This window comes from Pseudomonas sp. Sample_10, from assembly GCF_004321495.1.
Taxonomy (GTDB): Bacteria; Pseudomonadota; Gammaproteobacteria; order Pseudomonadales; family Pseudomonadaceae; genus Aquipseudomonas.
Genome location: NZ_RCOE01000059.1, coordinates 50,278 through 73,468, shown reverse-complemented (window position 1 = coordinate 73,468; position 23,191 = coordinate 50,278). Strand labels below are relative to the sequence as shown.

Annotated in this window: 20 protein-coding genes; 12 read left to right on the top strand and 8 right to left on the bottom strand. The window is 57.9% G+C overall.

Features of this window, described 5'->3' with window-relative positions; genetic code table 11:
* Positions 1–4: 4 nt before the first annotated feature.
* Positions 5–1,465 carry a DUF6861 domain-containing protein gene (locus D8U18_RS04950; RefSeq protein WP_131107162.1) on the bottom strand — a complete coding sequence of 487 codons (1,461 nt, stop codon included), beginning with the start codon at positions 1,463–1,465 and terminating at the stop codon, positions 5–7.
* Between the two features lie 710 nt (positions 1,466–2,175).
* Between D8U18_RS04950 and tssI the strand changes: the two genes are divergently transcribed.
* The 7 genes from tssI (at position 2,176) to D8U18_RS04915 (ending at position 11,818) form a co-directional block, all read left to right on the top strand.
* Positions 2,176–4,026 carry a type VI secretion system Vgr family protein gene (gene tssI, locus D8U18_RS04945; RefSeq protein ID WP_131107161.1) on the top strand — a complete coding sequence of 617 codons (1,851 nt, stop codon included), beginning with the start codon at positions 2,176–2,178 and terminating at the stop codon, positions 4,024–4,026.
* Between the two features lie 11 nt (positions 4,027–4,037).
* Complete coding sequence (locus tag D8U18_RS04940) at positions 4,038–4,622, top strand: hypothetical protein (RefSeq protein ID WP_131107160.1); 585 nt, start codon at positions 4,038–4,040, stop codon at positions 4,620–4,622.
* Positions 4,623–4,661: 39 nt separating this feature from the next.
* Complete coding sequence (locus D8U18_RS04935; RefSeq protein ID WP_131107159.1) at positions 4,662–5,129, top strand: DUF1795 domain-containing protein; 468 nt, start codon at positions 4,662–4,664, stop codon at positions 5,127–5,129.
* Between the two features lie 3 nt (positions 5,130–5,132).
* Positions 5,133–9,344 carry an RHS repeat-associated core domain-containing protein gene (locus D8U18_RS04930; protein ID WP_177434989.1) on the top strand — a complete coding sequence of 1,404 codons (4,212 nt, stop codon included), beginning with the start codon at positions 5,133–5,135 and terminating at the stop codon, positions 9,342–9,344.
* Positions 9,345–9,358: 14 nt separating this feature from the next.
* Positions 9,359–9,664: a hypothetical protein gene (locus D8U18_RS04925; protein WP_130907608.1), complete on the top strand. Its 306-nt coding sequence runs from the start codon at positions 9,359–9,361 to the stop codon at positions 9,662–9,664.
* Between the two features lie 177 nt (positions 9,665–9,841).
* Complete coding sequence (locus D8U18_RS04920; RefSeq protein ID WP_131107158.1) at positions 9,842–10,822, top strand: YiiG family protein; 981 nt, start codon at positions 9,842–9,844, stop codon at positions 10,820–10,822.
* A gap of 108 nt (positions 10,823–10,930) precedes the next feature.
* A complete protein-coding gene (locus D8U18_RS04915; protein ID WP_131107157.1) occupies positions 10,931–11,818 on the top strand; it encodes a hypothetical protein in 888 nt (295 codons plus the stop codon).
* 88 nt (positions 11,819–11,906) lie between these two features.
* On the opposite strand, the gene D8U18_RS04910 is transcribed toward D8U18_RS04915, so the two are convergent.
* The 3 genes from D8U18_RS04910 to D8U18_RS04895 all read right to left on the bottom strand — a co-directional run bounded on the left by D8U18_RS04910 (position 11,907) and on the right by D8U18_RS04895 (position 14,544).
* Entirely contained in the window at positions 11,907–12,269 is a 363-nt protein-coding gene (locus D8U18_RS04910) for a hypothetical protein (RefSeq protein ID WP_131107156.1), read from the bottom strand.
* Between the two features lie 246 nt (positions 12,270–12,515).
* Entirely contained in the window at positions 12,516–13,148 is a 633-nt protein-coding gene (locus D8U18_RS04900; RefSeq protein ID WP_131107155.1) for a response regulator transcription factor, read from the bottom strand.
* 28 nt (positions 13,149–13,176) lie between these two features.
* Complete coding sequence (locus tag D8U18_RS04895; protein WP_056856657.1) at positions 13,177–14,544, bottom strand: cache domain-containing protein; 1,368 nt, start codon at positions 14,542–14,544, stop codon at positions 13,177–13,179.
* A gap of 349 nt (positions 14,545–14,893) precedes the next feature.
* On the opposite strand from D8U18_RS04895, the gene D8U18_RS04890 reads away from it, so the two are divergent.
* Together D8U18_RS04890 and D8U18_RS04885 are read left to right on the top strand one after the other, a co-directional pair.
* A complete protein-coding gene (locus D8U18_RS04890) occupies positions 14,894–16,951 on the top strand; it encodes a carbon starvation CstA family protein (protein WP_131107154.1) in 2,058 nt (685 codons plus the stop codon).
* A 2-nt stretch (positions 16,952–16,953) separates the two neighbouring features.
* A complete protein-coding gene (locus D8U18_RS04885; protein WP_131107153.1) occupies positions 16,954–17,151 on the top strand; it encodes a YbdD/YjiX family protein in 198 nt (65 codons plus the stop codon).
* A gap of 64 nt (positions 17,152–17,215) precedes the next feature.
* Here the strand turns inward: D8U18_RS04885 and D8U18_RS04880 are convergent, their stop codons facing one another.
* Positions 17,216–17,416, bottom strand: coding sequence for a hypothetical protein (locus D8U18_RS04880; protein WP_056856654.1), 201 nt, complete (start codon positions 17,414–17,416; stop codon positions 17,216–17,218).
* A 242-nt stretch (positions 17,417–17,658) separates the two neighbouring features.
* On the opposite strand from D8U18_RS04880, the gene D8U18_RS04875 reads away from it, so the two are divergent.
* Positions 17,659–18,717, top strand: a complete 1,059-nt coding sequence (locus D8U18_RS04875; protein WP_177336607.1) for a diguanylate cyclase — start codon at positions 17,659–17,661, stop codon at positions 18,715–18,717.
* 30 nt (positions 18,718–18,747) lie between these two features.
* Here the strand turns inward: D8U18_RS04875 and D8U18_RS04870 are convergent, their stop codons facing one another.
* Together D8U18_RS04870 and D8U18_RS04865 are read right to left on the bottom strand one after the other, a co-directional pair.
* On the bottom strand, positions 18,748–20,313 hold the full coding sequence (locus D8U18_RS04870; RefSeq protein ID WP_131107152.1) for an aldehyde dehydrogenase (NADP(+)): 1,566 nt from the start codon (positions 20,311–20,313) through the stop codon (positions 18,748–18,750).
* A gap of 7 nt (positions 20,314–20,320) precedes the next feature.
* Complete coding sequence (locus tag D8U18_RS04865; RefSeq protein WP_056856651.1) at positions 20,321–20,944, bottom strand: isochorismatase family cysteine hydrolase; 624 nt, start codon at positions 20,942–20,944, stop codon at positions 20,321–20,323.
* Positions 20,945–21,043: 99 nt separating this feature from the next.
* On the opposite strand from D8U18_RS04865, the gene D8U18_RS04860 reads away from it, so the two are divergent.
* Positions 21,044–21,571, top strand: coding sequence for a helix-turn-helix domain-containing protein (locus D8U18_RS04860; protein ID WP_056856650.1), 528 nt, complete (start codon positions 21,044–21,046; stop codon positions 21,569–21,571).
* 136 nt (positions 21,572–21,707) lie between these two features.
* Positions 21,708–22,034 (top strand): hypothetical protein, encoded by a 327-nt coding sequence (locus D8U18_RS04855; RefSeq protein WP_056856908.1) that lies wholly within the window; start codon positions 21,708–21,710, stop codon positions 22,032–22,034.
* Positions 22,035–22,066: 32 nt separating this feature from the next.
* Here D8U18_RS04855 and D8U18_RS04850 read toward each other — a convergent pair whose 3' ends face one another.
* Positions 22,067–23,065 carry a LacI family DNA-binding transcriptional regulator gene (locus D8U18_RS04850; protein WP_131107151.1) on the bottom strand — a complete coding sequence of 333 codons (999 nt, stop codon included), beginning with the start codon at positions 23,063–23,065 and terminating at the stop codon, positions 22,067–22,069.
* Positions 23,066–23,191: the final 126 nt, after the last annotated feature.

Sequence of the window (23,191 nt, the reverse complement as noted above, 5' to 3'; positions counted from 1 at the left end):
GGCTCTAGTTAGCTGTGGTTCCGATCAACTTTGGTGTTCCCCACTCGCCACGGTTAGGTGTCAGATATTGGAATGATTCACCGGTTCTCTGGATTGCACCGCTCAATTCTGATGTAGGGGCGACTTTACTGACAAAAACCTCGGTTGGCTTCAATGGTGCCATCTCGTAGATCGAATAGGTGGTTGATTCGCTGCTCAACGGCAATCCGAACGAATCAGCCAATGTCCTCCCGGAGTTCGCGGCAGCCTGTAGCTCCTCATGAGTGGTAAAGAACGGCGAGTAAGGTGAAACGCCTTGACCTTCGGGAACGATTTTCACAAGGGGCGAATCCATTAATCTTACTTCGGGGATGGTAGAGCCGGAAGCTACCTGGTCGAACGCCCGTGAGTAGATGGTTGTTGCGTCAGCATCAGGGGCAGCCGCTTGCAGTTTGCCCAGCAGTTTTTCTCCGTCGGGTGTATTCAGGAAGCTTTCGATTTGCTCGTTCGACAGGCCCTTGGTCTGGAAGGTTTTGACCTTCTTGATCTGATCCTCCACCGAAACGAAGTCAGGGTCCTGCTTGGCGTAATATTCACGCATTGTCTCTGGCTCTGCCTTCTGAAGGGGCGCCGGCTCCTTCACCCGCAACTCATCCCGAGCCAGCAACTTCTGCTCATTCCTTGCCAGCCAGGCCGCCAACTGCTTGTTCGATATCTCCGCCTGAAGCTTCGCGCTGCGGGTCGCGATGTTTTCCATGCTGTTCATCACACCGGCTTTCATCTGGCCCCGGGTCAGGTAGGTGACGATGGCGGTGAGCAACAGGAGTACAAGCTGCTCCTGCCCGCGAGCCAGTTGTCGTGCCGCGCGTTCGACGCGTTCCTGGACCAGTGCCGCGGAGCCGCCGCTGGGGTCTAGGCCGGACGGCTTGAGGCCTTCTTCGGCGTGCCAGGCCGTGGCGATGCCTTCCTGCAAGGTCGAGAGGCAGGCGGGCAGGCCCTGGTAAAAATATTCGGCGATGGCGGACAGGCCCAGGCCCATGAGAATCAGGTTGCCGACCTGCAAGCCGATACCGGCCCCGGCAGCGGCTCCGGGGGCCGCGCCGATTCCAAAGGCGAAGGCCCCCGCTGCGCCGCCGGCCACGGTGCCGATCGCCACGCTGCCGCCGAGAATCATCGAGACTTCTTTGACCAGTTGCAGCAGCACCGGCAGGATCTGCTCGATTTCAATCGAGGCCCACTTGCGCTTGAGGTCCATCTGGATGATCGGGTAGGAGAGGGTCATCGCCTGATGCACCGCATCGATGCGACGACCGCCCATGTAGCCGTAGGCCTGGCTCGCGCCATTGCTGACACGCCGGGTGAAGCCGTTCCAGTTGTCGTGCACGCTCTGCAAGCCGTCATTGACGCCCTGGTTCAGCTCGTTGAATTTCTGGTCGAGGTTGCGTTCGACATCGGCCCAGCTGGGCACGTTGGCTAAAAGATCCATTTACTCGTCACTGTCCTTGGGGGAAAGGCGCTTCCTTGTTGCTGCGGTCGAGCTGTCGAATATCCGACTTCACATCATTGCCAAAGTGATGGCTATCAGCCGCACTTCAGACTGCGGGGCGGCTGGAAAATTTCAACATGGATCCCATTTTTGTTATTCGCGTTACATTCGGCAATGATGGCAATAAGGCATTAGTCGCCAACAAGTGGCCGCTAACTTCCCGTCCATCCTTGATATATCAGCGTTTCTGGACGGCCAGCGTGGTGATAATTATTTTTCAGGGATTATTCTGAACTGGGTTCCAGGTGCATGGAAGTGCGCGCATATATGGCGTGCGGGTTGACACAGTGCATGACATGGGTGTCTCCTTCCCGCGTTCGAGCATCGGTGATGCCTGCAAAAGTGTGACAAATTTCTCAAATATTTTACTAGTGATGGCACTTTCATACTGTCTTGCGGTCGCAGTTTCTGACGCCTGTTTCGTGTGAGGAATTTCACTCGGCGTTTAAACAAGCCCGATGAAAATGAAGAGCTTTTGCCGGCAGTCGCTTACAAGACTTGTAAATTGCCACAGTCCGAATACATGGGGCGGCGAGGTGTTCGCCCTGATCGATGATGTGGCAGACAGGATTTTGACCCTCATATCTGATTCGTTATGCGCAGTGGTTGAGAGAGGGCGGTAGCTTTCCACTGTTTTCAAGGAGATACACATGTTGATGGACCTTGCCGCAATGCTTTCCCCGCAGAATCGGCGTCTGTTCAAGTTCAAGAACCTCGCCAACCCCGAACAGCAATTGTTGCTTGAGTCCTTCAAGGGGACTGAAGGTCTGTCGCGTGCATACAACTTCGAGTTGCTGCTGGTGTGCCAGGACTCCGACGTCGAGTTGAAGTCGATGATGGGGCAGCACGTGGTTCTGGAAATCGAACTGGCAGACACCACGCCTCGTTATCTGGCAGGCTACCTTACGCGTTTTGCCAGTATCGGTAGCGACGGTGGCATGGCCCGCTATACCGCGACGCTGAACCCCTGGTTCTCCATGCTGAAGAACCGTTTCGACACGCGCATTTTCCAGGGTTGTACAGTCGAAGATGTCGTCACCCAGGTGTTTGCCTTGTGCACCGCGTTTTCCCGGCACGAGTTCCGCCTGAGCAAGCCGCTCAAGCATTACACCTACATCACCCAGTACCGCGAATCCGACTTCAACTTCGTCCAGCGCCTGTTGGAAGAAGAGGGGATGTTTTACTACTTCGAGCACACCGCCGAAGGCCACACCATGATCATCTGCGACGACTCCACTACGTTGGTGCCGTTGCCTGAGCAGCCGCAGATCCGTTTCCACACGGCATCGGTCACCGAGACCGCCGACTCCATCACCCAATGGAGCGGCAACCGCCAGTTGCAGTCGGGGAAGATCGCGGTCCAGACCTTCGATTATCGTCAGCCGTCCAACCGCTTGCCGGTCGCTATGAAGAGCCTGAACAAGCAGGGCGATGTCGACGAATTCGAAATCTATGACTTCCCCGGTCAATACACCCACGGCACCTACGACGAAGGCGAAGCGCTGCTGCGGTTGCGGGTCGAAGCGCTTGAGCTCAAGGGCAAGAGTTTTCATGGCGCCAGTAACTGCCGCGCGATGAAGCCCGGTTATACCTTTGAACTGCTGCAGCATTACGATCACGATCAAGGCCCTGCCGATGAGCGTCAGTTCCTGTTGATGAGCGTCGATAGCGAAGGCCACAACAACTACCTCAACGGGCACCCGGCGAGCTACTACAACACCTTCTCCTGCGTGCGCAAAAAGATCGTCTTCCGCCCTCAACTCACCACCCCGCGCCCGACCATCTCGGGTCCGCAAACCGCGATCATCGTCGGCCCGCCGGGGGAGGAAATCTTCACCGACGAACTCGGCCGCGTGAAGGTGCAGTTTCACTGGGACCGCAAGGGCGAGCACAACGACAAGAGTTCCTGCTGGGTCCGCGTTGCCCAGTCCGGTGCCAGCGGCGGCTTCGGCAGCATCCAGATTCCCCGAGTAGGCGATGAAGTCGTGGTGGTGTTCCTCGACGGCAACCCCGACCGCCCGCTGGTCATGGGCAGCCTCTACAACAGCCAGAACACGCCGCCGTGGTCGCTGCCGGCGAACAAGACCCAAAGCGGTTTCCTGACCCGGTCGATGAAGGGCGATGGCGGTACGGCGAACTTCTTCCGCTTCGAAGACAAGTCCGGTGCCGAGCAGATCATCATGCATGCCGAGCGCAACATGGACACCGAGATCGAGGTCGACGAGACCCACAGTGTCGGCAGCAACCGCACGATCACGGTCGGTGGCACGCACACTGAAACGATCAAGAAAGACACGGTGATGAATGTCCAGGAAGGCTCGCTGACGATTCAGGTCGATAACCAGTTCATCCAGGTCAACGCCAAGCAACACATCATTCTTCAGGTGGGCGGTAGCAGTATCAAACTGACCCCCGAAGGTATCGAAATAAAAGGCGATGCCATCGATATTCTTGGCAAGAACACCTATGTCCACGGTGACCGTGTCGATATCAACAAATGAGAAATCAGACCATGGTCAGGACCAGTATCTACGACCGTATTTCCGAGAAACGGATCGCGGCCGAAACACTTGCGCGGCAGCAGTTGCAGGAGGCTGCCGAGGCTTCGCCCGCTGTCATCGAGCCTGAGCCGGTAGCGGTGGTACCGCTTCAATTGGCGCGCAATGAATTGAAAGTCGCGGGGCTGAATCTGGTAATGCCGCAAGGCTTCAACTTCCGCGACATCGATACAACGCTTGAAAAGCATGGTCATCCCGTCACGTTCAGTGCCAAGCGTCGTCCTGCACCTGAAGGGCTGACGCTGCAACGTTCGGTGCAGTTGTATGTGGAGAACCTGCGCAAAAACCACCCCGACGTCACCATCGTGCGGCAGAGCGATTGCCTGCTGGCAGGCAGTCCGGCGATTACCCTGGATTATATATTCACGGCGGGACAGGAGCGTCGCCACGGCAGAACGACCAGCGCAGTCATCCATCCCGCCAATGGTAGCGAGCGCCAATGGTTGAGCATGTCGACGATGATCAATCCCGCTCATGCAGAACTTGCCGATTGGCTGATCGAGTTCGAGACGATGCTCGAAAACATCAGCGCTGACTAAGCCTTTTCCTCTTTCACCTATTCACGGAACGCACGCCCAATGGACTATCAGCTTCAGGAAGGATCCATCACTTTGCCGGAAGGTTTTCAGGACCGCACGGTAAACATGTTTGTGCTCGGCAATAGCATTCCTGCGCCGCTGAACATCACACTGTCGCGCGACAACATGCTGCCGGCAGAGGATCTGAAGGCTTATATCGAGCGCCAGGTAAAACTCATTGCCGCCAAACTGCGCGGCTATACCTTGCTCAGCAAGAAGCCGGCAGCGCTGTCCGGGGAGCAACCGTTCTCCGGCATCCAGGTGGATGCTTACTACATGAACGATGGTCGACCGGTTTACCAACGGCAGGCAGCGTTCGAAATCGAACCCGGTCGCATCCTTGTGTTTTCCACGACCAGCCAGGCTGATTTCAGCGTCACACAAAACCAGAATTGGCTGCAGCTGCTGGCAAGTTTCAAACCGCGCCAGGCCGATACGGTGTCCACCGACAGCGCCGAACAGGAGTAACCCATGTTCGAAGCTGCGCGTTGGGGCGATGAAATTGAACACACCAGTGCGCTCGGCGGTTTTCTCGCCGGCGCAGTGATCGGGCTTGCGATTGCGACGGCTGCCGCATTCATGATCTGCACGGCGGGGCTCGGCGGAATTCTGCTGGGAATTGCCGTAGGACTGGCTGCCAGTTTCGTCCCCATGATTGGCGAAAGCATAGGGTCGGCAATGAGTTCGCCCGCCGGGGGGATCAAGCTTGAAGGCTGCTCGACAGATGTGTTCATCAACAGCCGCAATGCCGCCCACGCAAAGTTGAGCATGGGCACGTGCGATAAACACCCTGCGCCGGTCATGGTTGCCGAAGGCTCTTCCAACGTTTTCATCAACAATGTGGCGGCTTCGCGCAAGGGTGACAAACTGACCTGTGGCGCGAAGATCTCCAGCGGCTCGAACAATGTGTTCATCGGCGGCGGGACAGAGCGCTATCTGGATGTCGACGAAGAAGTACCCGGCTGGCTGCGGGTCACCGTCGACGTGCTGATGATTGTTGCCTCGATGGGCCGCGCAGTAGGTCCGATCTTCAGATTGGGCATGGCGCAAGGTCTGAAGGCTGCCGGGCCTTGCGCATTGAAGTTTGGAGCGACCGTGGCGGCCAGCTATCTGGCCGGGCGCTTTGTCATCGGTCCGGCCGTTGAGCGCGCAATCGGCGGTTTGAGCGGCAACCCCGTCGACCTTACCAGCGGGCGCAAGCTATTGCCCGAGTCCGGAGAAACCGACTTTGCGCTCCCGGGGCTCATGCCGATTGAATGGTCTCGCTTCTATGCCAGCGATCTGACCGTCGACAGCGTGCTCGGCAGAGGTTGGGTCTTGCCTTGGGAGCAAAGCCTGCGCAGAAGCGGCAGCTTCGTCTACCTCACGGATAATCAGGGGCGTAGCGTGCCCTTTGTGGATGTGGAGCCAGGTGATCGCATCTATAACCCCTATGAGCAGCTCCACCTGGTCCGCACCGAAGGCGGCCACTACCTGCTGCAAACCCTGGACAACCTGTTCTTCTACTTCGGCGAGGTGCCGGACGACAACAGCGATGTCCCGCTGCAACGCCTGGAAAATGCCCTCGGGCATTACCTGCATTTCACCCGCACGGCAGAAGGCCGGCTGACCGACATCAGCGCCACGGGTGGTGTTCGGGTGCACCTGCACTATGACAACCCGCTGGGGCGCCTGACCGACGTCAAGCGCGTCGTCGACAACCAGGCGGTTGAAACCCTGGTGCAGTACCGCTATGACGACAACGGCCAACTCATCGAAGTGATCAATCGCAACAGCGATTCGATGCGCCGTTTCAGCTACGCCGATGGTGTGATGGCCAGCCACAGCAACGCCCTGGGCCTGAGCTGTCATTACCGCTGGGAAACCATTGAAGGCCAACTGCGTGTGGTGGAGCACTGGACCAGCGATGGCGAACACTTTCACTACCGCTACGACTTCAAGCACCGCACCTCGTGGGCCACTGACGCACTGGGGCGCGAGCTCCAGGTCCAATACAACGAAGATCGCCGCGTGATTGCCAGTCGCGACTTCGGCGGTGAGCAGTACACCATCGACCTCGACGAAGCGGGCAACATGACCGGTCTCAAGCTGCCGGATGGAAACCGGTTAGGGTTCAAGTACGACAACTTTTCGCGTTTGCTTGAAGAAACCGACCCATTGGGCCGCCAGATCAAATACAAGTACCACCTCGGTACTACGCTGGTCACAGAAACGACCTTCCTGGACGGCAGTGTCTGGCGGGCCCGCTACGACGCCAAGGGCAACCTCATCGCCGAAGTCGACGCCCTCGGCCACACCACCGAATACCTGAACGGCGACGATGGCCTGCCACACACCATCATCGACGCGACCCACAAGTCCAAATACCTGTGGTGGAACACCCTGGCCCAAGTCGAGCGCTTCCAGGATTGCTCGGGTAAAACCACCACATACCGATTCGACGAGCGCCAGCACCTGGTCGCCGTCACCGACGCGCTGGGTCAGACCACCACGCTGGAACGCAAACCCGACGGCGAAGTGCTGCGCATCCATCACCCGGACGGCAGCGGCGAATCGTTCACCTACAACGCCCTCGGCCAGGTGCTGACGCACACCGACGGCAAAGGCCAGACCACGCGTCTGCTACGCACCGCCCGGGGCCTGCCGAGCAGCCGCCAGGACGCCAAGGGCCAGCGCATCCGCTACGAATACGACGCGGCGATTCGCCTGACCGCGTTGATCAACGAAAACAACGCGGCGTACCAGTTCGCCTACGATGCGTCCGACCGGCTGATCGAAGAAAAGCGCATCGACAACCTGACCCGGCGCTTCAGCTACAACCTGGGCGGGCATCTGACCCAGGTCGACGAAACCGGCTACGGCGAACGCGGCGAGCGGCCACAACGCCGCACCGAATTCGAGCGCGACAGCATTGGCCGGCTGCTGGCCAAACTCAATGCCGATGCCCGTCAGGATTACGCGTACGACGACGCTGATCGCCTGCTGTCGATCCAGCGCCTGCCGACCGCGCAGGGCAAGCAACTCGGCGTCAGCGAAGAAACGCTGGAATTCTCCTACGACCTGCTCGGCCGCCTGATCCAGGAGACCACAGCGCAAGGCGCCTTGTCCTACGAGTACGACCCACTGGGCAACCTCACCACCCTGATGTTGCCCACCGGCCAACACCTCAATCACCTGTACTACGGCAGTGGCCACCTGCACCAACTCAACCTCGACGGCCAGCTCATCAGCGACATCGAGCGCGACGACCTGCACCGCGAAGTCCTGCGCACCCAGGGCGCGCTCACCAGTTGCTTCGGCTACGACGCAATGGGCCGCAAGAGCTGGCAGTTCGCCTCGCGCCTGCCGGCGGAAAAACTCTCGCGCACCCACAACCCCGGAATTCAGCCTGACCTGCTGGTGGAACACGCCTACAACCCGATCCACCGCCGCCATCAATACGACCCGGCTGGCGAACTGACCCGCACCCTCGACAAACTGCGCGGCGAGATCAAGTACGAATATGAAGCCAACGGCCAACTGCACAGCCGCGACACCGGCCAGTTGATCGACAGCGAAGAATTCCGCTACGACGCCGCGGCGAACCGGCTGAACTTCAACACCAGCCAGTTCGACCACGTCAAAGACAACCGTCTCAAGCGCTGGCGAGATCAGGAATATGCCTACGATGCGTGGGGCAACCTGATTGAGAAACGCAGCGGGATGAACCGGCTGCAGACGTTCACGTATGACTGCGAAAACCGCCTCGTCAAAGCTGAGACGATGGTCAACGGCAAGCTGGAAAGTACCGGTGCGTATCGTTACGACAGCCTTGGGCGGCGGGTTGCCAAGGTGTCAGAGGTCGATGGCGTCACCGAGCAGAAACACTTCTTATGGCAAGGCCTGCGGATGCTGCGGGAGGATAGTCCGGGGCGGAGCAGTCTGTACCTGTATGAGCCGGGCAGCTATGCGCCGCTGGCGCGTGTCGACCAGGCGGAGGGTGAAGAGCAGCAGCTTTACTACTTCCATACCGACCAGATTGGTACGCCGCTGGAGATGACTGACCGGGAAGGGCAGATCGTCTGGCAGGCGACGTACAAGGCGTGGGGCTCGCTGGAGCGATTGGACGTCAACGAAGTCGAGCAGAATCTGCGGTTTCAGGGGCAGTATTTCGACGACGAGACGGGGCTGCATTACAACACGTTTCGGTATTACGATCCGGAGGTGGGGCGGTTTGTTACGCAGGATCCGATTGGGTTAATGGGGGGGGATAATCTATATCAATATGCGATTAATGCAGTACGTTGGATAGATCCACTTGGCTGGTACAATGGAGAAGGCGTACGTGACTTAGGTAAATACCATGCTAGTCACGAACATACCCTGATGAAATCTGAGTTCAAAATGACAGATGTTGAGCACTTCAGTCGTGCCAATCAATCAGTATATGAACGCGTTAAAGTTGACTATGAATTTAAAAAGACGTTGCAGTCGAAGTATCCTGGCGTTGTGGAGCATGTTCAGCCTCGGGTAGATGGTTCGTTCCGTGGCAGTTCTCCTCCGGGTATGACCTGGCATCATGGAGACAAGCCCGGATCGCTTCAGTTGGTTGATAGGCTAGATCATCAAACATATCACAAAATATACCATCCAGATGGCAAGGGTGGGCGGAATAAATGGGGCGGTGGTACCGCCTGTCGATAATAAAGAGAGTTTTTATGAAAGAATATAAAGGTTTTTCTGATCTTATTCTGAAACTAGAGCATCTACCTGCTGTTGGGTGGATCTTCGTAGACTCTACAGTTGATAGAGCATCGAAGGATGCTGTAAGTTCGGCAATTTTTTATGTGGCAGAAAATGATCTGGAGGAAATTGCGTGCGAAAAGTCTAAGCGTACGTTTGTCGAGTGTCCTACTTTGCTGGATATTAAGGGTGTCGCGGATCGAAGTAAAATAAAGCCTGATTTGAATAAGTATTTGGAGGCGACACTTTACTATCTTGAGAATGATGACTTTCAAGGCTAGTTGGTCGTTAAGTTAGTGGTCTGTTAGTTTTACAGGTCTTTGCGCACTTTACTGTGGCGGTTTTTAACTACTAAGAGTGGTTGAAAGGAGCATGAGGCTGGAGGGTGTGCATAAGCTGTACTGAAAGGTGGTTTTGGCGGGGGTAGATAGGTTTTTTTATGGATAGGGAGAAGTAACATGTATTCAAGGAATATGCTGACAGGGATGTTGATGTTGGTAGGGATTTTCCTGAGCGGATGTGACAAATCCGGCAACACCCAAGACGTTGCGACCCACAATCAGGAGCATTTGGAGGAGCGGAACTCAAGCCAGGCAGAGATAGAAAAATACAATATTTATGTCGAGGCAGCGAACAGGGGCGGGGATTTCGTCACCACACTAGAGAAGCGTAGGGCCGAATATTCTGAAACCCTCGCGTCAGGAAAGAAACTGACGAGTTATTACATCTTCAACAGTTATGATATCAGCATTCTGCAAGATAACCTTAACAAAGCATTGGAACTCTCTTACCCGATGCCAGAACTGGATGAACCTGCGAAAGGCATGCTTGTAGCGCTCGCAAAATTGCAGCCTGTCCACACAGAACTCGCCAACTATGCCAATTCCAAGGGATACCTTGCCGATGACGGAAAAAAAGCCAGGGAAATGGAGCCATTGCTGGATGCAGCCTTGGAAGCCGTTGTCGTTGAGCAGGCGAAGTTTTATGCCGGTATTAACAAGCTCGACGAAATAAACACCCAGACAGTCTTTGATAGCGCCGAGAAAGACAGCCTGGGTTATTACCGTGCAGGCATCGTGCTTTACGCCAAGCAATCCGTTCGATTGTCTGGCGATTTTTTCCAGTCATCTGGTGCGCAGGAAGCTACCAAACATTTTGAAGACAGCCTGAATAAGACTGCCCAAATGATCGATGGTTGGGACAAGAAGGGCAAGGCCCAGACACCAGCTCTCAAATGCAGTGTCTTGCTCAGTGATTTGAATCGTTTTGTTGGTAAAGGGCGTGAAGCGATCAACACGGCGAGAAGCGGTGGCTACAAGCCTGATGAGCAACGACAAATGATGTGGAAAATGAATAATCCCATCGAGCGAGATGCCAAGACTTTTGGGCAATCCTTTGACTCTGTGATCAATGGGCTGAACCGTACAACCTGTATCTGAAGGTTTGCAATGGAGTCGACAGTGTTCGCAGGCAACGCCTCTTAATGAAGGATAGTCGTCTGGATTACGTTGTTTTTTACAATCAACCACTAGGGAAGTAACCATCTCATGCAGCAATCACCCACACCCGCTTCAACGGTGACAGGTCAACTGATCTCCACCTTCCGTCACGGCAAAGGCTTTCTGGTGTTCTTGCTGTTGCTCGCAATCGTCCTGTTCTGTATGGCGGGATTTGTGTTGTACCTGGGTACCATACTGCCGGTGGCCAGTTCCGGGGCGAACACCAGTCGTGGTTCCAGCCCGCAGTTGTTGATCTATTCAGTCAGTGGCCTGTTGGTCGTCACCTCGGCGGTCTTGTTCGGGCTATATCCGTGGCAGAAGAAGTTGCGCGGAACCCATTATGAGGTTTACGAGCACGGCATTGTTGCTGTCAGTGGAAAGCAGCAACAATATACGGCGTTTACTGAAATAGAAGACCTTTACCTGTTCAGTTCTGGGCAAACCGTACTCACTGGCCTGATCACCAACCTGGCGTATAGGCGTAACGAAAGTGAGCCGTTTCATCGCGTCATCGAGTCGTTGAAAGGCTTTCAGGAATTCCAGCAACTGATGCGTGAGTTGCATGTTCGCGAGTGTCTGCCGGTTATGATGAACAAACTTGAGTCTAACGGCGCAGTGACCTTCAAGTATGTGCCGACCGGGCAGGTCTGGCGCAAGCGAGTCTCGGGGGACTTCCTGAATGTCGTCACTCAAACAATTATTGTGACACGCGAGTTTCTGGAAGTTGACGGACGTAAAGTCCCGGTGTCGGCCCTTGCTTCAGTCAATTTGAACGCCTGGAGTGAGAAGGTCACTCTGAAAGACGAGGCGGGGAATCAGATTCTATCAACGGTGTGCACCGGCATCATGAGTCATGACCTGTTCCTCACGACGCTGGATGTGCTGCTTGATGCTCAACGGGCAAGCAGCGGTGAGACTGTTGAGAGTCTGGCCTGAGAATCCCAGAGCACCGTCAGGCTGAGCAATACAAAAAAAACCGGCTGATCAGGCCGGTTTTTTTGAGGGCGGTGGTAGGGCAACGTATTCAGGCAGTGCGATTCTGGATCAGACGATCCGAACCACCTTCAGCGACGCGGTTTTGCAGCAGTTTATCAGAGCCACCTTCAGCGACGCGGTTCTGCAGCAGTTTGTCAGAGCCGCCTTCAGCGACGCGGTTCTGCAGCAGTTTGTCAGAGCCACCTTTAGCGACGCGGTTCTGCAGCAGTTTGTCGGAACCGCCTTCAGCAACGCGGTCCTCCATCAACTTGTCGGAACCATCGGCTGCCACACGGTTTTCGATCAGGCGATCAGAACCTCCTTCAGCGACCACAGGTTGAGCAGAAGATGCGGCGAAAGCGTTAACTGCGAAAACCGAGAAAGCGATGCTGAGGAGGGTCTGGCGTTTCATGATCGTGTGCTCCGGGGTGCTTATGGGTTGGTATGGAGCAGATGTTACGCCGTGGATTTTTTATGAGAACTTCATTGAGTCAATGGTGACTATCGATGCAGTCAATGGATGATTCGGTGCTCCTTGTAGGAGCGGGCTTGCTCGCGAAAGCGTTGTGTCAGTCGATAACATTGCTAGCAATGCCGACGTCTTCGCGAGCAAGCCCGCTCCCACAGGTTTTTGCAGTGGCCACAGGGGGGCGGGGTGTCAGTGGGAAATCAGTCCGTGATCGAGGGCGTATTTGACCAGCGCCGCAGGCTTGTCGATGTTGAGTTTGCGGCGAATGCTCAGGCGATGGGTTTCCACCGTGCGCACGCTGATGTCCAGTTCCCGGGCCATTTCCTTGTTGTTCAAGCCCTGGGCCATTTTGGCGAGCACCTGGCTTTCCCTCGGCGTCAGCTCGTTATCGGTGTTCTTGTCGGCGATCAAGCGCTGGGCGATTTCGGCGCTGTAGAAGGTTCCGCCGCTGGTGATGGCTTCGATGGCGGCGATGATTTCCCGGGACGGCGCGTTCTTCAGCACATAGCCACTGGCGCCGGAGCGCACTGACTCACTGACGTATTCGTAGTTGTTGTACATGCTCAGCACCAGCACCTTGAGCGACGGATACTGGCTGCGCAACACGCGGGTCAGCTCCAGGCCGTTCATGTCGGGCAGGCTGATGTCGACCAACAGCAAGTCCGGCCGGCAGCGGCCGACCATTTCGATGGCCTGCGCGCCGTTTTCCGCCTCGCCAACCAATTCCAGGGGCGACATGACGGCCAGCAGCGCCTTGATGCCGTCGCGGACCAGGGAGTGATCGTCGACCAGGGCGACGCGGATCGGGGAGGGCAGGTTCATGCGAGGCTCACTTTTGTTTTGAGGGGCATCAGCGTTTGCCGGTGGGCAGTTGCATCGGCAGCAGGACATCCAATTCGCTGCGTCCCGAGGTCGAGATCAGTTCGAAGCGCCCACCAAAATGTTCGACGCGTTCACGGATGTTGCGCAGGCCGATGCCGGTGTGACGGCGTTCGACCTGAGCGACGTTGAAACCTACGCCGTCGTCGACCACGGTCAACCGAACGGATTGTTCACAGCCGCGCAGGGTAATGGCAACGTTTTTTGCCCCGGCATGACGTTCGATATTGGTCAGGCCTTCCTGCACGATGCGAAACAGCGCGACGTCGGCGCCATCCACCAATTGGCAGTCGAACTCATTGTCGTCGTAGCTCACCGTGAGACCACTGCGTTGCGCGAACTCAGCGGCCAATTGGCCGATTGCGGCGGACAGGCCAAGCGTATCGAGCAAGGATGAACGCAGGTCATGGGACAGGCTGCGCACCTCGCCAATCGCCTCGCCCAATCGTTCAGTGGCGTTTCTTAACGTGCCCAGGCCTTTGTCGTGCGCCTGAGCGTTCTCCAGCAGATGGCTGGCCAGTTCGAACTGAAACTTGATCGAAACCAGCACCTGACTGATGCCGTCGTGCAGCTCGCGGGACACCCGTGAGCGTTCTTCCTCCTGGAGGCTGACGATGCGCTGGGTCAGGCGCTGCAATTTCTTGTCCGCCAGACGGTGTTCACTGACATTGAGCGTCATGCCCGTGGCGAACACGAACAGCACCGCAACGAGGGCGACCACGGCGATCGCCATCATGGTCTTGCGAATGCCCATGGCCACTTCGTCGCGCGCCTGTTGAGTGGCACGCTCGACGTCTTCGAGGTAGATGCCGGTGCCGAGCATCCAGCCCCAGCGATCGAGCATCACGACGTAGGCAAGTTTGTCGGTCACTTGACCCGAGGAAGGTTTGTTCCAGGCATAGCGTTGAAAGCCTTCACCCGATTGCGCGCTTTTGAGCAAGGCCTGGATGACGGGCAGGCCATGGGGGTCTTTCATGTCCCACAGGTATTTGCCGACCAGCTCCGACTGCCGCGCGTGCATCAGGCTGCGGCCCTCGTGGTCGTAGACGAAGAAGTAGCCGTTGATGCCAAAGCTGAGTTTGCGCAACTCTTCGAGCACTTTTTGCTGGGCCTGGGCGTCACCGTGGCCGTCATCGTAAAGCGGCTCGATCAGGCTTTTCGCCATTTCCACGTAGTTTTTCAGTTCGGCGCGTTTGCTGGCCAGAATGCTGTCTTCGATCAACTGAGCCTGTTGATCACCCAGTTGCCGGTTCAGGGAAATCACCAGCGCGCAGATGACGGCAATGGCCAGCACCAGCGGCAGAATCCCGAGGGCGACGATCTTGTGTTTGAGTTGCATGCTGACTCCTGCGCGCGAAGGCTCGGGATCATATGCCAAACATACGCCTGGCCAGTAGCGTTGCAGGACGGAATGACTGATGGCCCAAGTCCTGTAGGAGCAAAGCTTGCTCGCGATGGCGGTGTGTCTTTCAATAATCTTGGTGACTGTTACACCGCCATCGCGAGCAAGCTTCGCTCCTGCAGGGGGTTGCATCAGCATGTTCTACGTAGAACTACGTAGAGGCCACGTACGTAGTAACGCGGATTTATTTGTGGACGGCATGCGCGGATATTGGGCCAGCTCCGCACAGCGGACACAATTATAAAAATTACCGCCGCAGTTCACTGGCTGTGGCAGGAGACACGCTATGCCCCGTCTGGCTAAACACCTTGCCTGGTTTGCCGTGGCTGTCCTGGGAGCGATTGCGCTGAGTGTCGTGGCCTTGCGCCGCGGCGAAGCGATCAACGCCCTGTGGATCGTAGTCGCAGCCGTTGCCATCTATCTCGTTGCTTACCGCTATTACGGTCTGTTCATCGCCAACAAAGTGATGCAACTGGACCCCAATCGCGCCACTCCCGCCGTACTCAATAACGATGGTCTGGACTATGTGCCGACCAACAAACACATCCTTTTCGGTCACCACTTTGCGGCCATTGCTGGCGCGGGACCGCTGGTCGGTCCGGTGCTGGCGGCGCAGATGGGCTATCTGCCTGGCACGCTGTGGCTGATCGCCGGCGTGGTGTTGGCCGGTGCCGTTCAGGACTTCATGGTCCTGTTCATGTCCACCCGCCGCAACGGTCGTTCGCTGGGTGACATGGTCCGTGAAGAAATGGGCCGCATCCCCGGCACCATCGCGCTGTTCGGCTGCTTCCTGATCATGATCATCATCCTCGCGGTGCTGGCGCTGATCGTGGTCAAGGCCCTGGCCGAGAGCCCGTGGGGCATTTTCACGGTGATGGCGACCATCCCGATCGCGATGTTCATGGGCATTTACATGCGCTACATCCGCCCGGGCCGCATCGGTGAGATCTCTATCATCGGCGTGCTGTTGCTGCTGGGTTCGATCTGGCTTGGTGGCGAGATCGCCGCTGACCCGGTGTGGGCCAAGGCCTTTACCTTCACGGGAATCCAGATCACCTGGATGCTGATCGGCTACGGTTTTGTCGCGGCAGTGTTGCCGGTATGGCTGATCCTGGCGCCGCGCGACTACCTGTCGACCTTCCTGAAAATCGGCACCATCGTTGCCCTGGCCATCGGTATTCTGGTGACCATGCCGGAGCTGAGAATGCCGGCGCTGACCCAGTTCGTCGACGGTACCGGTCCAGTGTGGAAGGGCGGTCTGTTCCCGTTCCTGTTCATCACCATTGCCTGCGGTGCGGTATCCGGCTTCCACTCGTTGATTGCTTCCGGCACCACGCCGAAGCTGCTGGCCAGTGAAGGTCATGCCCGCTACATCGGCTACGGCGGCATGCTGATGGAGTCCTTCGTGGCAATCATGGCCATGGTCGCCGCTTCGGTGATCGATCCGGGTGTGTACTTCGCGATGAACAGCCCGGCCGCCGTCGTCGGCGCCGATGCTGTAACCGTCGCGCAAACCATCAGCAGTTGGGGCTTTGCAATCACCCCGGAAGCGCTGCAAGCGGTTGCCCATGACATCGGTGAAACCACCATCCTGGCCCGTGCCGGCGGTGCACCAACCCTGGCCGTCGGTATCGCGCAGATCCTGCACAGCGTGCTGCCGGGCGAAAACACCATGGCGTTCTGGTACCACTTCGCGATCCTGTTCGAGGCGCTGTTCATCCTCACGGCGGTAGACGCCGGTACCCGTGCCGGTCGTTTCATGCTGCAAGACTTGCTCGGCTCGTTCGTTCCGGCCCTCAAACGTACCGAATCCTGGACCGCCAACCTGATCGCCACTGCCGGTTGCGTGGCGATGTGGGGTTATCTGCTGTATCAAGGCGTGATCGACCCGCTGGGTGGCATCAACACATTGTGGCCGTTGTTCGGTATTTCCAACCAGATGCTGGCCGGTATTGCGCTGATGCTCGGCACCGTGGTGCTGATCAAGATGAAGCGCCAGCGTTACGTCTGGGTCACGTTGCTGCCAGCCGTTTGGCTGCTGATCTGCACCACGACGGCGGGCTTCATCAAGTTGTTCGACGCTAACCCGGCAGTCGGCTTCCTGGCCTTGGCCAAGAAGTACAGCGATGCCTTGGCCAACGGTCAGGTATTGGCGCCAGCGAAAAGCATCGACCAGATGCAGCACGTGATCTTCAACGCCTACACCAATGCAACGCTGACCGCGCTGTTCCTGTTCGTGGTGTTCAGCATCCTGTTCTTTGCGCTCAAGGTCGGCGTTGCCGCCTGGGGTACCAAAGAGCGCACGGATAAAGAAGCGCCGTATCAAGCGCTGCCGGATGCCTGATCATGTTCAATGACCTGAGTCGTCTCGGCAAATACCTCGGTCAGGCCGCGCGCCTGATGGTGGGCATGCCCGACTACGATAACTACGTCGAGCACATGCAAACCAAACACCCGGACCTGCCGTTGATGGACTACGAGGCGTTCTTCCGCGAACGCCAGGAGGCCCGTTACGGGAGCAAGGCTGGACCGAAGTGTTGTTGAGTGAATAAAAAAACCGGCCTGAACAGGCCGGTTTTTTTATGCGCAATTCTGTAACGCCAGCGGATCACGCCGCCAGGCGAGCCGAGGCATGGTCACTGTGTGTAACCTGAACCTCGGTATTTCGTTCGCGGGGCGCCAAGTCCCGCCGTTGTTGTGCCTGCATTGCCCGATCAGCCAGTTTGGCCTTGTGGATCAGGCGACAGAATACGAAGGCGGTGGCGATTGACAGCAATGGCCAGTAGATGAACAGCGCTTTCATGGACATGGCGTTTCCTCATGCTGCCGATGTTTTTGGTGACTACCGAGTGTGTATGGCAGTGGTGTAATGTCATTGTGACATCTTTTCATGAAAAAGACTGTTCATTTCTTGTGTATCGGCATGAATAGTCGCTAGGAATGGCCATTTCAAAGTCACTTCCAAACCAAAGCGGGATAGCCGTTTGCCAGGGGTATCGGTATGCTCTGCGCGTCGTCTGAATGCCATCGATTAATAACTACAGTGATGCCATGAGCCAATCAGAATCGCGTGCGAATGTTCTAGCGCTTTATCCGGAAGACTCCCGCGAGGCCGCTGCGTTGCTCAAGCAAGCCGTGCCCCTGATGGTTCGCCACAACATTCCGCCCAATCCTGTGCATTACGCGCTCTGGTACACCTATAGCAAGGGGCTGGATCCGGAGCTCAACCGGCACCTGGACCGGGTTGTGCGGGACTTCGACGGTTGCCCGCCAGAATCCGCCACCCGGCTGTTTCGCGAATACATCATTCGTGACGAGCTGGAAGACGCCCGCGCCGAGCAGCACCAGGTCATCAGTCTGGTCGACGGGATGGAGCGCGACATTTCGCGTAGCGTGCAGGGCAGTCAGAACTTCCAGAACCGCTTGGGGCAGTGCCTTGAAATGCTCGACGAACCGGTCAGCGATCGCTTGCCGGGCATTCTCAATGAGCTGCAGCAGAGCACCCGCGTGATGCAAAGCCAGCAGGAGCACTTCCTCGGCCAGTTGCAATCTGCGCAAAACGAAATCAAGACCCTGCGCGACAAACTGGAGCGCGCCCAACGGGCCGCCACCGTCGATGGCCTGACCGAACTGCTCAATCGCACGGCGTTTACCCGTTTGCTGCAGCAGGCACTGGGCAAGGCCTCCCGGGCGGTGGCGCTGGTCATGCTCGACATCGACCATTTCAAGCAATTCAACGATCAGTACGGTCACCCATTGGGCGACCGCGTGTTGCAGCATGTCGGGCAAGTGTTGCGCGGCGCGCTGCCCGCCAATGCATTCGCAGGACGTTACGGCGGCGAGGAGTTCTGTGTCGTGCTCGAGGGCTGCGCCGATCTGGCCGCCGCTCATGCCTTCGCCGAACACCTGCGCCTGAAAGTGCAATCCCTGCGGATCAAGGCGCGTGGCACCGATACTGTGCTGGACACGATCACCGCGTCTTTCGGTGTCGCCTTCGCACAGCCCGACGACAATCTTGAAAGCCTGGTGACCCGCGCTGATGACGGACTGTATGAAGCCAAGCGCAACGGTCGCAATCAGGTGCATGCCTTGCAGAAAAGCCCGGCATAGTCTTGCGGTTGCGTCGCGCCGGATTTCTGTTTACTGACCGTCCACGCTGCGCGGCACGCCGAAGGGGTTGCTGTCACGCAAGACCTCGGGCAGTAGCGCGTCAGGGAAGCCCTGATAGGACAACGGACGCAAAAAACGCTCGATCGAGGTCATGCCCACCGAGGTGAAGCGGCTGTCTGACGATGCCGGAAACGGTCCGCCGTGAATGGTGGCGTACGACACCTCCTGCGGATGGGCGAAAGCGTTGACCACGATTCGCCCGGTACGACGCTCGAGGATCGGCAGCAATCGGCGGGCCAGTTCAAAGTCTTCTTCCTCCAAATGCATTGCCGCGCTGAGTTGGCCGCGCAGTGCACGCGCTACCGCGAGCATTTGCGCCTGATCCTTGACCTTCACCAACAGCGCTGCCGGACCGAACACTTCGTGTGCCAGGGCCGATTCGCTGAGGAAGCGATCGCCGTCCACTTCAAGCAAGGCCGACTGGCCATCCAGGTCTGCCACCGCCGCCGTGCCTTCAGCGACAGGTTGAGCGCCAGCGTTTTGCAGGTGGTCCAGACCGCGGAGGTAGGACGCGTGAATGCCCGGCGTCAGCATCGGACGCGCTGGTGCGTCAGCCACACGTTTGATCATGGCGGCACGCATGGCTTCGAACCCGGCGCCTTCGATGGCAATCAGGATCGCCGGCTTGAGGCAGGCTTGCCCGACGTTGACCAGCATGCGCTCGACAAATCCGTCACCGATCTGCGCGCCGCGCACGGCCAAGGCCTGGGGCAGGATGAACGTCGGGTTGACGCTGGTCATCTCGGTGAACACCGGGATGGGCTCGGCGCGAAGCTGTGCGCGGCGGTACAGCGCCATGCCACCCTGTTCCGAACCGGTGAAGGTCACGGCCTTGATCAATGGATGGTCGACCAGCGCCTCGCCGATGGCATTGCCGCCGCCACGCACCATGGAGAACACGCCTTCGGGCAAACCGCTGTCCTGCACGGCTTTGCGAATGGCCAACGCTTGAATCTCCGAGGCACCAGGATGCGCGTTGTGCGCCTTGACGATCACCGTCGCGCCGGCCGCCAGCGCTGAAGCAGTATCGCCACCGGCTACCGAGTAGCTGATGGGAAAGTTGCTCGCACCAAAAATGGCCACGGGGCCGATGGCGATTTTCTGCAGGCGATGATCCATGCGCGGCCGTGGCTGGCGATCAGGCTGCGCCGGATCGATGGCCAGTTGCAGGAAGCGACCTTTGCGCACCACTTCGGCGAACTGACGGAACTGGGTGGCAGCCTTCGCCGCTTCGCCCCGGAGTTGCGCCTCGGGCAGGCCGGTTTCCAGTGCGGCCCGCGCCGCCAAGGGCTGGGCGAGCGCATCGAGGTTAGCGGCGATGCGCTCGAGGAACGCCGCGCGTTCAGTCAGTGAAGTATGGCTGTAGTGGTCGAACGCTTCGTCGGCAAGATTGGCCGCCATGTCCACTTCGTTGACGCCACCGAAGGCGAAGTCCGGCTCGATGAGCAGATTGGTCGCTGGGTTGAGCGCTTTCATGGTCCCGGCACTGGCGGGGACTTCGCTGGCGCCGATCAACAGGTTTCCGGTCAGTTTCATGTTTGGCTCACGGCTTGAGGGTGGCGATCAGTTGCTCGGTCGTCACAATCGAATGGGCATACGTCGGGCCATTCAGTTCATGGGCGGCGTGCATCATTTCCGGTTTGAACGCGGCGGTGGCGTCGCGTACCAGGGTGACGTGATAGCCGAGTTCCTGGGCGTAACGGGCAGTGGCCTCAATGCAGGTGTTGGCGAGGAGGCCGACGATGATCACGTGAGTGATGCCTTTCTGTTTGAGCCGAAAATCCAGGTCGGTATTGGCAAAACCGCTGGAACCCCAATGCTCCTGGACGATGATGTCGCCTTCCTGCGGCGCGAAATCGGGATGCCATTCGCCACCCCATTCGCCACGTGCGAAGTGATGCATGTGCTGGATCTTGCATTGAGTGGGGCTGGGGTGATCCCAGTTTTCGTAGTCGCCGTGTTCCCAGCGACGGTGCGGTACGATGACCACCGGAATGTCGAGGGCGCGGACGGTGCGGTCGAGGCTGCGCAGGTTATCGAGCAAGCCGACCTGCTTGGCGATGGGCTCGAGCAAGGGGAAGATCTTGCCGCCTTCGGACAGGAAATCATTGTAGGGGTCGACCAGCAGGTAAGCGGTCCGATCAAGCGGGTAGGCTGCGTTGGACATGACGGATACTCCAGGAATTTAGACTGACCCATGCCATGGGATTGCCTTGGCATGTTGTTAGTATGATAATCATAGTAACTAGGAAAGAGGCAAGCCCGTATGGCGGTAAAGAAGAATAGTCCTGAAACGTTGTGCCCGATTGCACGGGCCGAGGACATCGTCGGCGATCGCTGGACCGTGCTGGTTTTGCGCGAGTTGTTCATGCGCAATCATCGTTATGACGAGATTCAAGTGCAGACGGGCGGCACGCCGCAGATGGTCGCGGCGCGTCTTAAAAGCCTGGAGGCAGACGGGATGGTTGAGCGCCGCGCCTACAGCGAGCGGCCGCCGCGCTACGAGTACCACCTCACTGCCAAGGGCGAGGCGTTTTACTCGGTGGTCCTGGCGTTGCGTGCCTGGGGCGAGACCTGGTGCAAATCCCCGGACGAGGGGCTGGCCGTGCGTCATATCCACCGGGTCTGCGGCCAGCCTGCGGGACTCGGGCCGTTGTGTGCCCATTGCGGCGAGTTGCTGAGTCGTGAAACGCTGATCAGCGAGCCCGCGCCAGCCTACATCGAAGAACGCGCTGCACGGCGCGACGCTTTCAAGGGCAAGCGCGGGACGGTGGTCGATAAACTCGAACAGTGAGGCGCAGGTGGCATGAGGCCGCTAACGCCGACTATTCGTTCGAGTAATAGTGACCATCATTGATCACAAGTTCTGTTGCCTGCAGCAAACAGTGAAAATTGCGCCCAACTCAAACGCTTTTAACGGAACCGGCGCGATGAAGATTTTAACTCCACTGGCCCTTGTCGCATTTGTGCTGTTGTCGGGTTGTGCCTCCACGCCAAACGACCCGACGCTGACATTGCAGACGAAAAAAGCACCTGAAGAATACGCAGAGTGCGTTCTGCCAAAACTGCATGAAGGTGCACTGCACACCACCGTCTCGGAAACTCAGCGCAGTTACCGGATCGTGGTCTCGAGCAAGGTGGCTGCCGACGACGTTCTCGAGGCCTACAAAGGCAAAGTGTTCCTGTACGAGCGCGCTTTGCTGGCGTCGACGTTCGGTCCTTCCCGGCTTGAACGCGCTGCCCAGGAATGTCTGTGAGGCACCGCTAGCAGGTACGCTCCCGCCGGGGATCAGGTTCGCGCCGCTGTGCTGCTGCGCAACGTCAACTCAAATGGCAACACCACATGCCGCTGTGCCAGCGGTTTTTTCTCGATCAGCGCGATCAACATTTCGACAGCTGTCTGGCCGAACATTTCCGCCGGTTGGGCGATGGTCGTCAGCGGCGGGTCGCAGTAAGCCGCGAAAGGGATATCGTCGAACCCCACCAACGAAACATCCTCTGGCACGCGCAGGCCTTGTTGCTTGATGTGCTTGAGCGCACCGATGGCCATCTCGTCGTTTTCGCAAAACAACGCCGTGGGACGTTCGGCCAGTTTCAACATCGTTGCCGCGCCGTCATAGCCGGCTTTGAGGCTGAAATCACCGTGGCAGATCAAGGCAGGATCGGAGGCAATGCCCGCCTGATCCAAGGCAGCCTGATAACCCGCCACGCGATCGCGGGTCAGCGGGCTGCTTTTCGGGCCTTTGATCAGGCCGATGCGGCGGTGGCCGAGTGCGATCAAATGTTCAGTCATGGCTTTGGCGGCGGCGCGGTTGTCGAGGCTGATCGTTGGATGGCGACCGCCCTGGATGACTTCGCAGGCGTTGACGATGGGCGGCAGTTCGGCGTTGGGGAAGGGCGCCTCGAACGGGTCGTAGGCACGCAGCTGGATCACGCCATCGGCCTGGTGGTTGTACACCAGTTCGGCGAATTCCCGTTCGATTTCCTCCCGCCCCTGGGTGTCGCACAGCAGCAAACGATAGTTTGCGGCCTGAGCAGCCTGTTGCGCACCGCTGATGACCCGGGCGAAGAATGTGTTGGCGATGGCCGGCACCAGAATCACCAGATTGCCGGTCTTGCGCGAACGAAACTGCACCGCCATCAGGTTCGGACGGTAACCGGCCTGTTCCACGGCGGCATTGACCTTGTCGCGGGTTTCGGGGAGCACGCGCTCGGGCGACTTCAGTGTGCGGGACACGGTGGCCACCGAGACACCGGCCAACCGGGCTACTTCGCGGATATTGGACAAGACCACCTCGTTTTCAAACAGCGCGGCCGGCGAGCTTACCGCAGGTCGGTCATGGGCTGAAATGTTCGTCAAGTTTTAACCGGGGTTTGACAGGTCACTGAACTGAGCCTAAATTTCCGCCACGAT

Bases quoted from the DNA above. Each gene is read 5' to 3' on its own strand.
- D8U18_RS04895 (WP_056856657.1), bottom strand. From the start codon at position 14,544: ATGCAACTCAAACACAAGATCGTCGCCCTCGGGATTCTGCCGCTGGTG.
- D8U18_RS04855 (WP_056856908.1), top strand. From the start codon at position 21,708: ATGAAGATTTTAACTCCACTGGCCCTTGTCGCATTTGTGCTGTTGTCG.
- D8U18_RS04885 (WP_131107153.1), top strand. From the start codon at position 16,954: ATGTTCAATGACCTGAGTCGTCTCGGCAAATACCTCGGTCAGGCCGCG.
- D8U18_RS04915 (WP_131107157.1), top strand. From the start codon at position 10,931: ATGCAGCAATCACCCACACCCGCTTCAACGGTGACAGGTCAACTGATC.
- D8U18_RS04860 (WP_056856650.1), top strand. From the start codon at position 21,044: ATGGCGGTAAAGAAGAATAGTCCTGAAACGTTGTGCCCGATTGCACGG.
- D8U18_RS04865 (WP_056856651.1), bottom strand. From the start codon at position 20,944: ATGTCCAACGCAGCCTACCCGCTTGATCGGACCGCTTACCTGCTGGTC.
- D8U18_RS04870 (WP_131107152.1), bottom strand. From the start codon at position 20,313: ATGAAACTGACCGGAAACCTGTTGATCGGCGCCAGCGAAGTCCCCGCC.
- D8U18_RS04940 (WP_131107160.1), top strand. From the start codon at position 4,038: ATGGTCAGGACCAGTATCTACGACCGTATTTCCGAGAAACGGATCGCG.
- D8U18_RS04920 (WP_131107158.1), top strand. From the start codon at position 9,842: ATGTATTCAAGGAATATGCTGACAGGGATGTTGATGTTGGTAGGGATT.
- D8U18_RS04890 (WP_131107154.1), top strand. From the start codon at position 14,894: ATGCCCCGTCTGGCTAAACACCTTGCCTGGTTTGCCGTGGCTGTCCTG.
- D8U18_RS04875 (WP_177336607.1), top strand. From the start codon at position 17,659: ATGAGCCAATCAGAATCGCGTGCGAATGTTCTAGCGCTTTATCCGGAA.
- D8U18_RS04925 (WP_130907608.1), top strand. From the start codon at position 9,359: ATGAAAGAATATAAAGGTTTTTCTGATCTTATTCTGAAACTAGAGCAT.
- D8U18_RS04935 (WP_131107159.1), top strand. From the start codon at position 4,662: ATGGACTATCAGCTTCAGGAAGGATCCATCACTTTGCCGGAAGGTTTT.
- tssI (WP_131107161.1), top strand. From the start codon at position 2,176: ATGTTGATGGACCTTGCCGCAATGCTTTCCCCGCAGAATCGGCGTCTG.
- D8U18_RS04900 (WP_131107155.1), bottom strand. From the start codon at position 13,148: ATGAACCTGCCCTCCCCGATCCGCGTCGCCCTGGTCGACGATCACTCC.
- D8U18_RS04950 (WP_131107162.1), bottom strand. From the start codon at position 1,465: ATGGATCTTTTAGCCAACGTGCCCAGCTGGGCCGATGTCGAACGCAAC.
- D8U18_RS04910 (WP_131107156.1), bottom strand. From the start codon at position 12,269: ATGAAACGCCAGACCCTCCTCAGCATCGCTTTCTCGGTTTTCGCAGTT.
- D8U18_RS04930 (WP_177434989.1), top strand. From the start codon at position 5,133: ATGTTCGAAGCTGCGCGTTGGGGCGATGAAATTGAACACACCAGTGCG.
- D8U18_RS04880 (WP_056856654.1), bottom strand. From the start codon at position 17,416: ATGTCCATGAAAGCGCTGTTCATCTACTGGCCATTGCTGTCAATCGCC.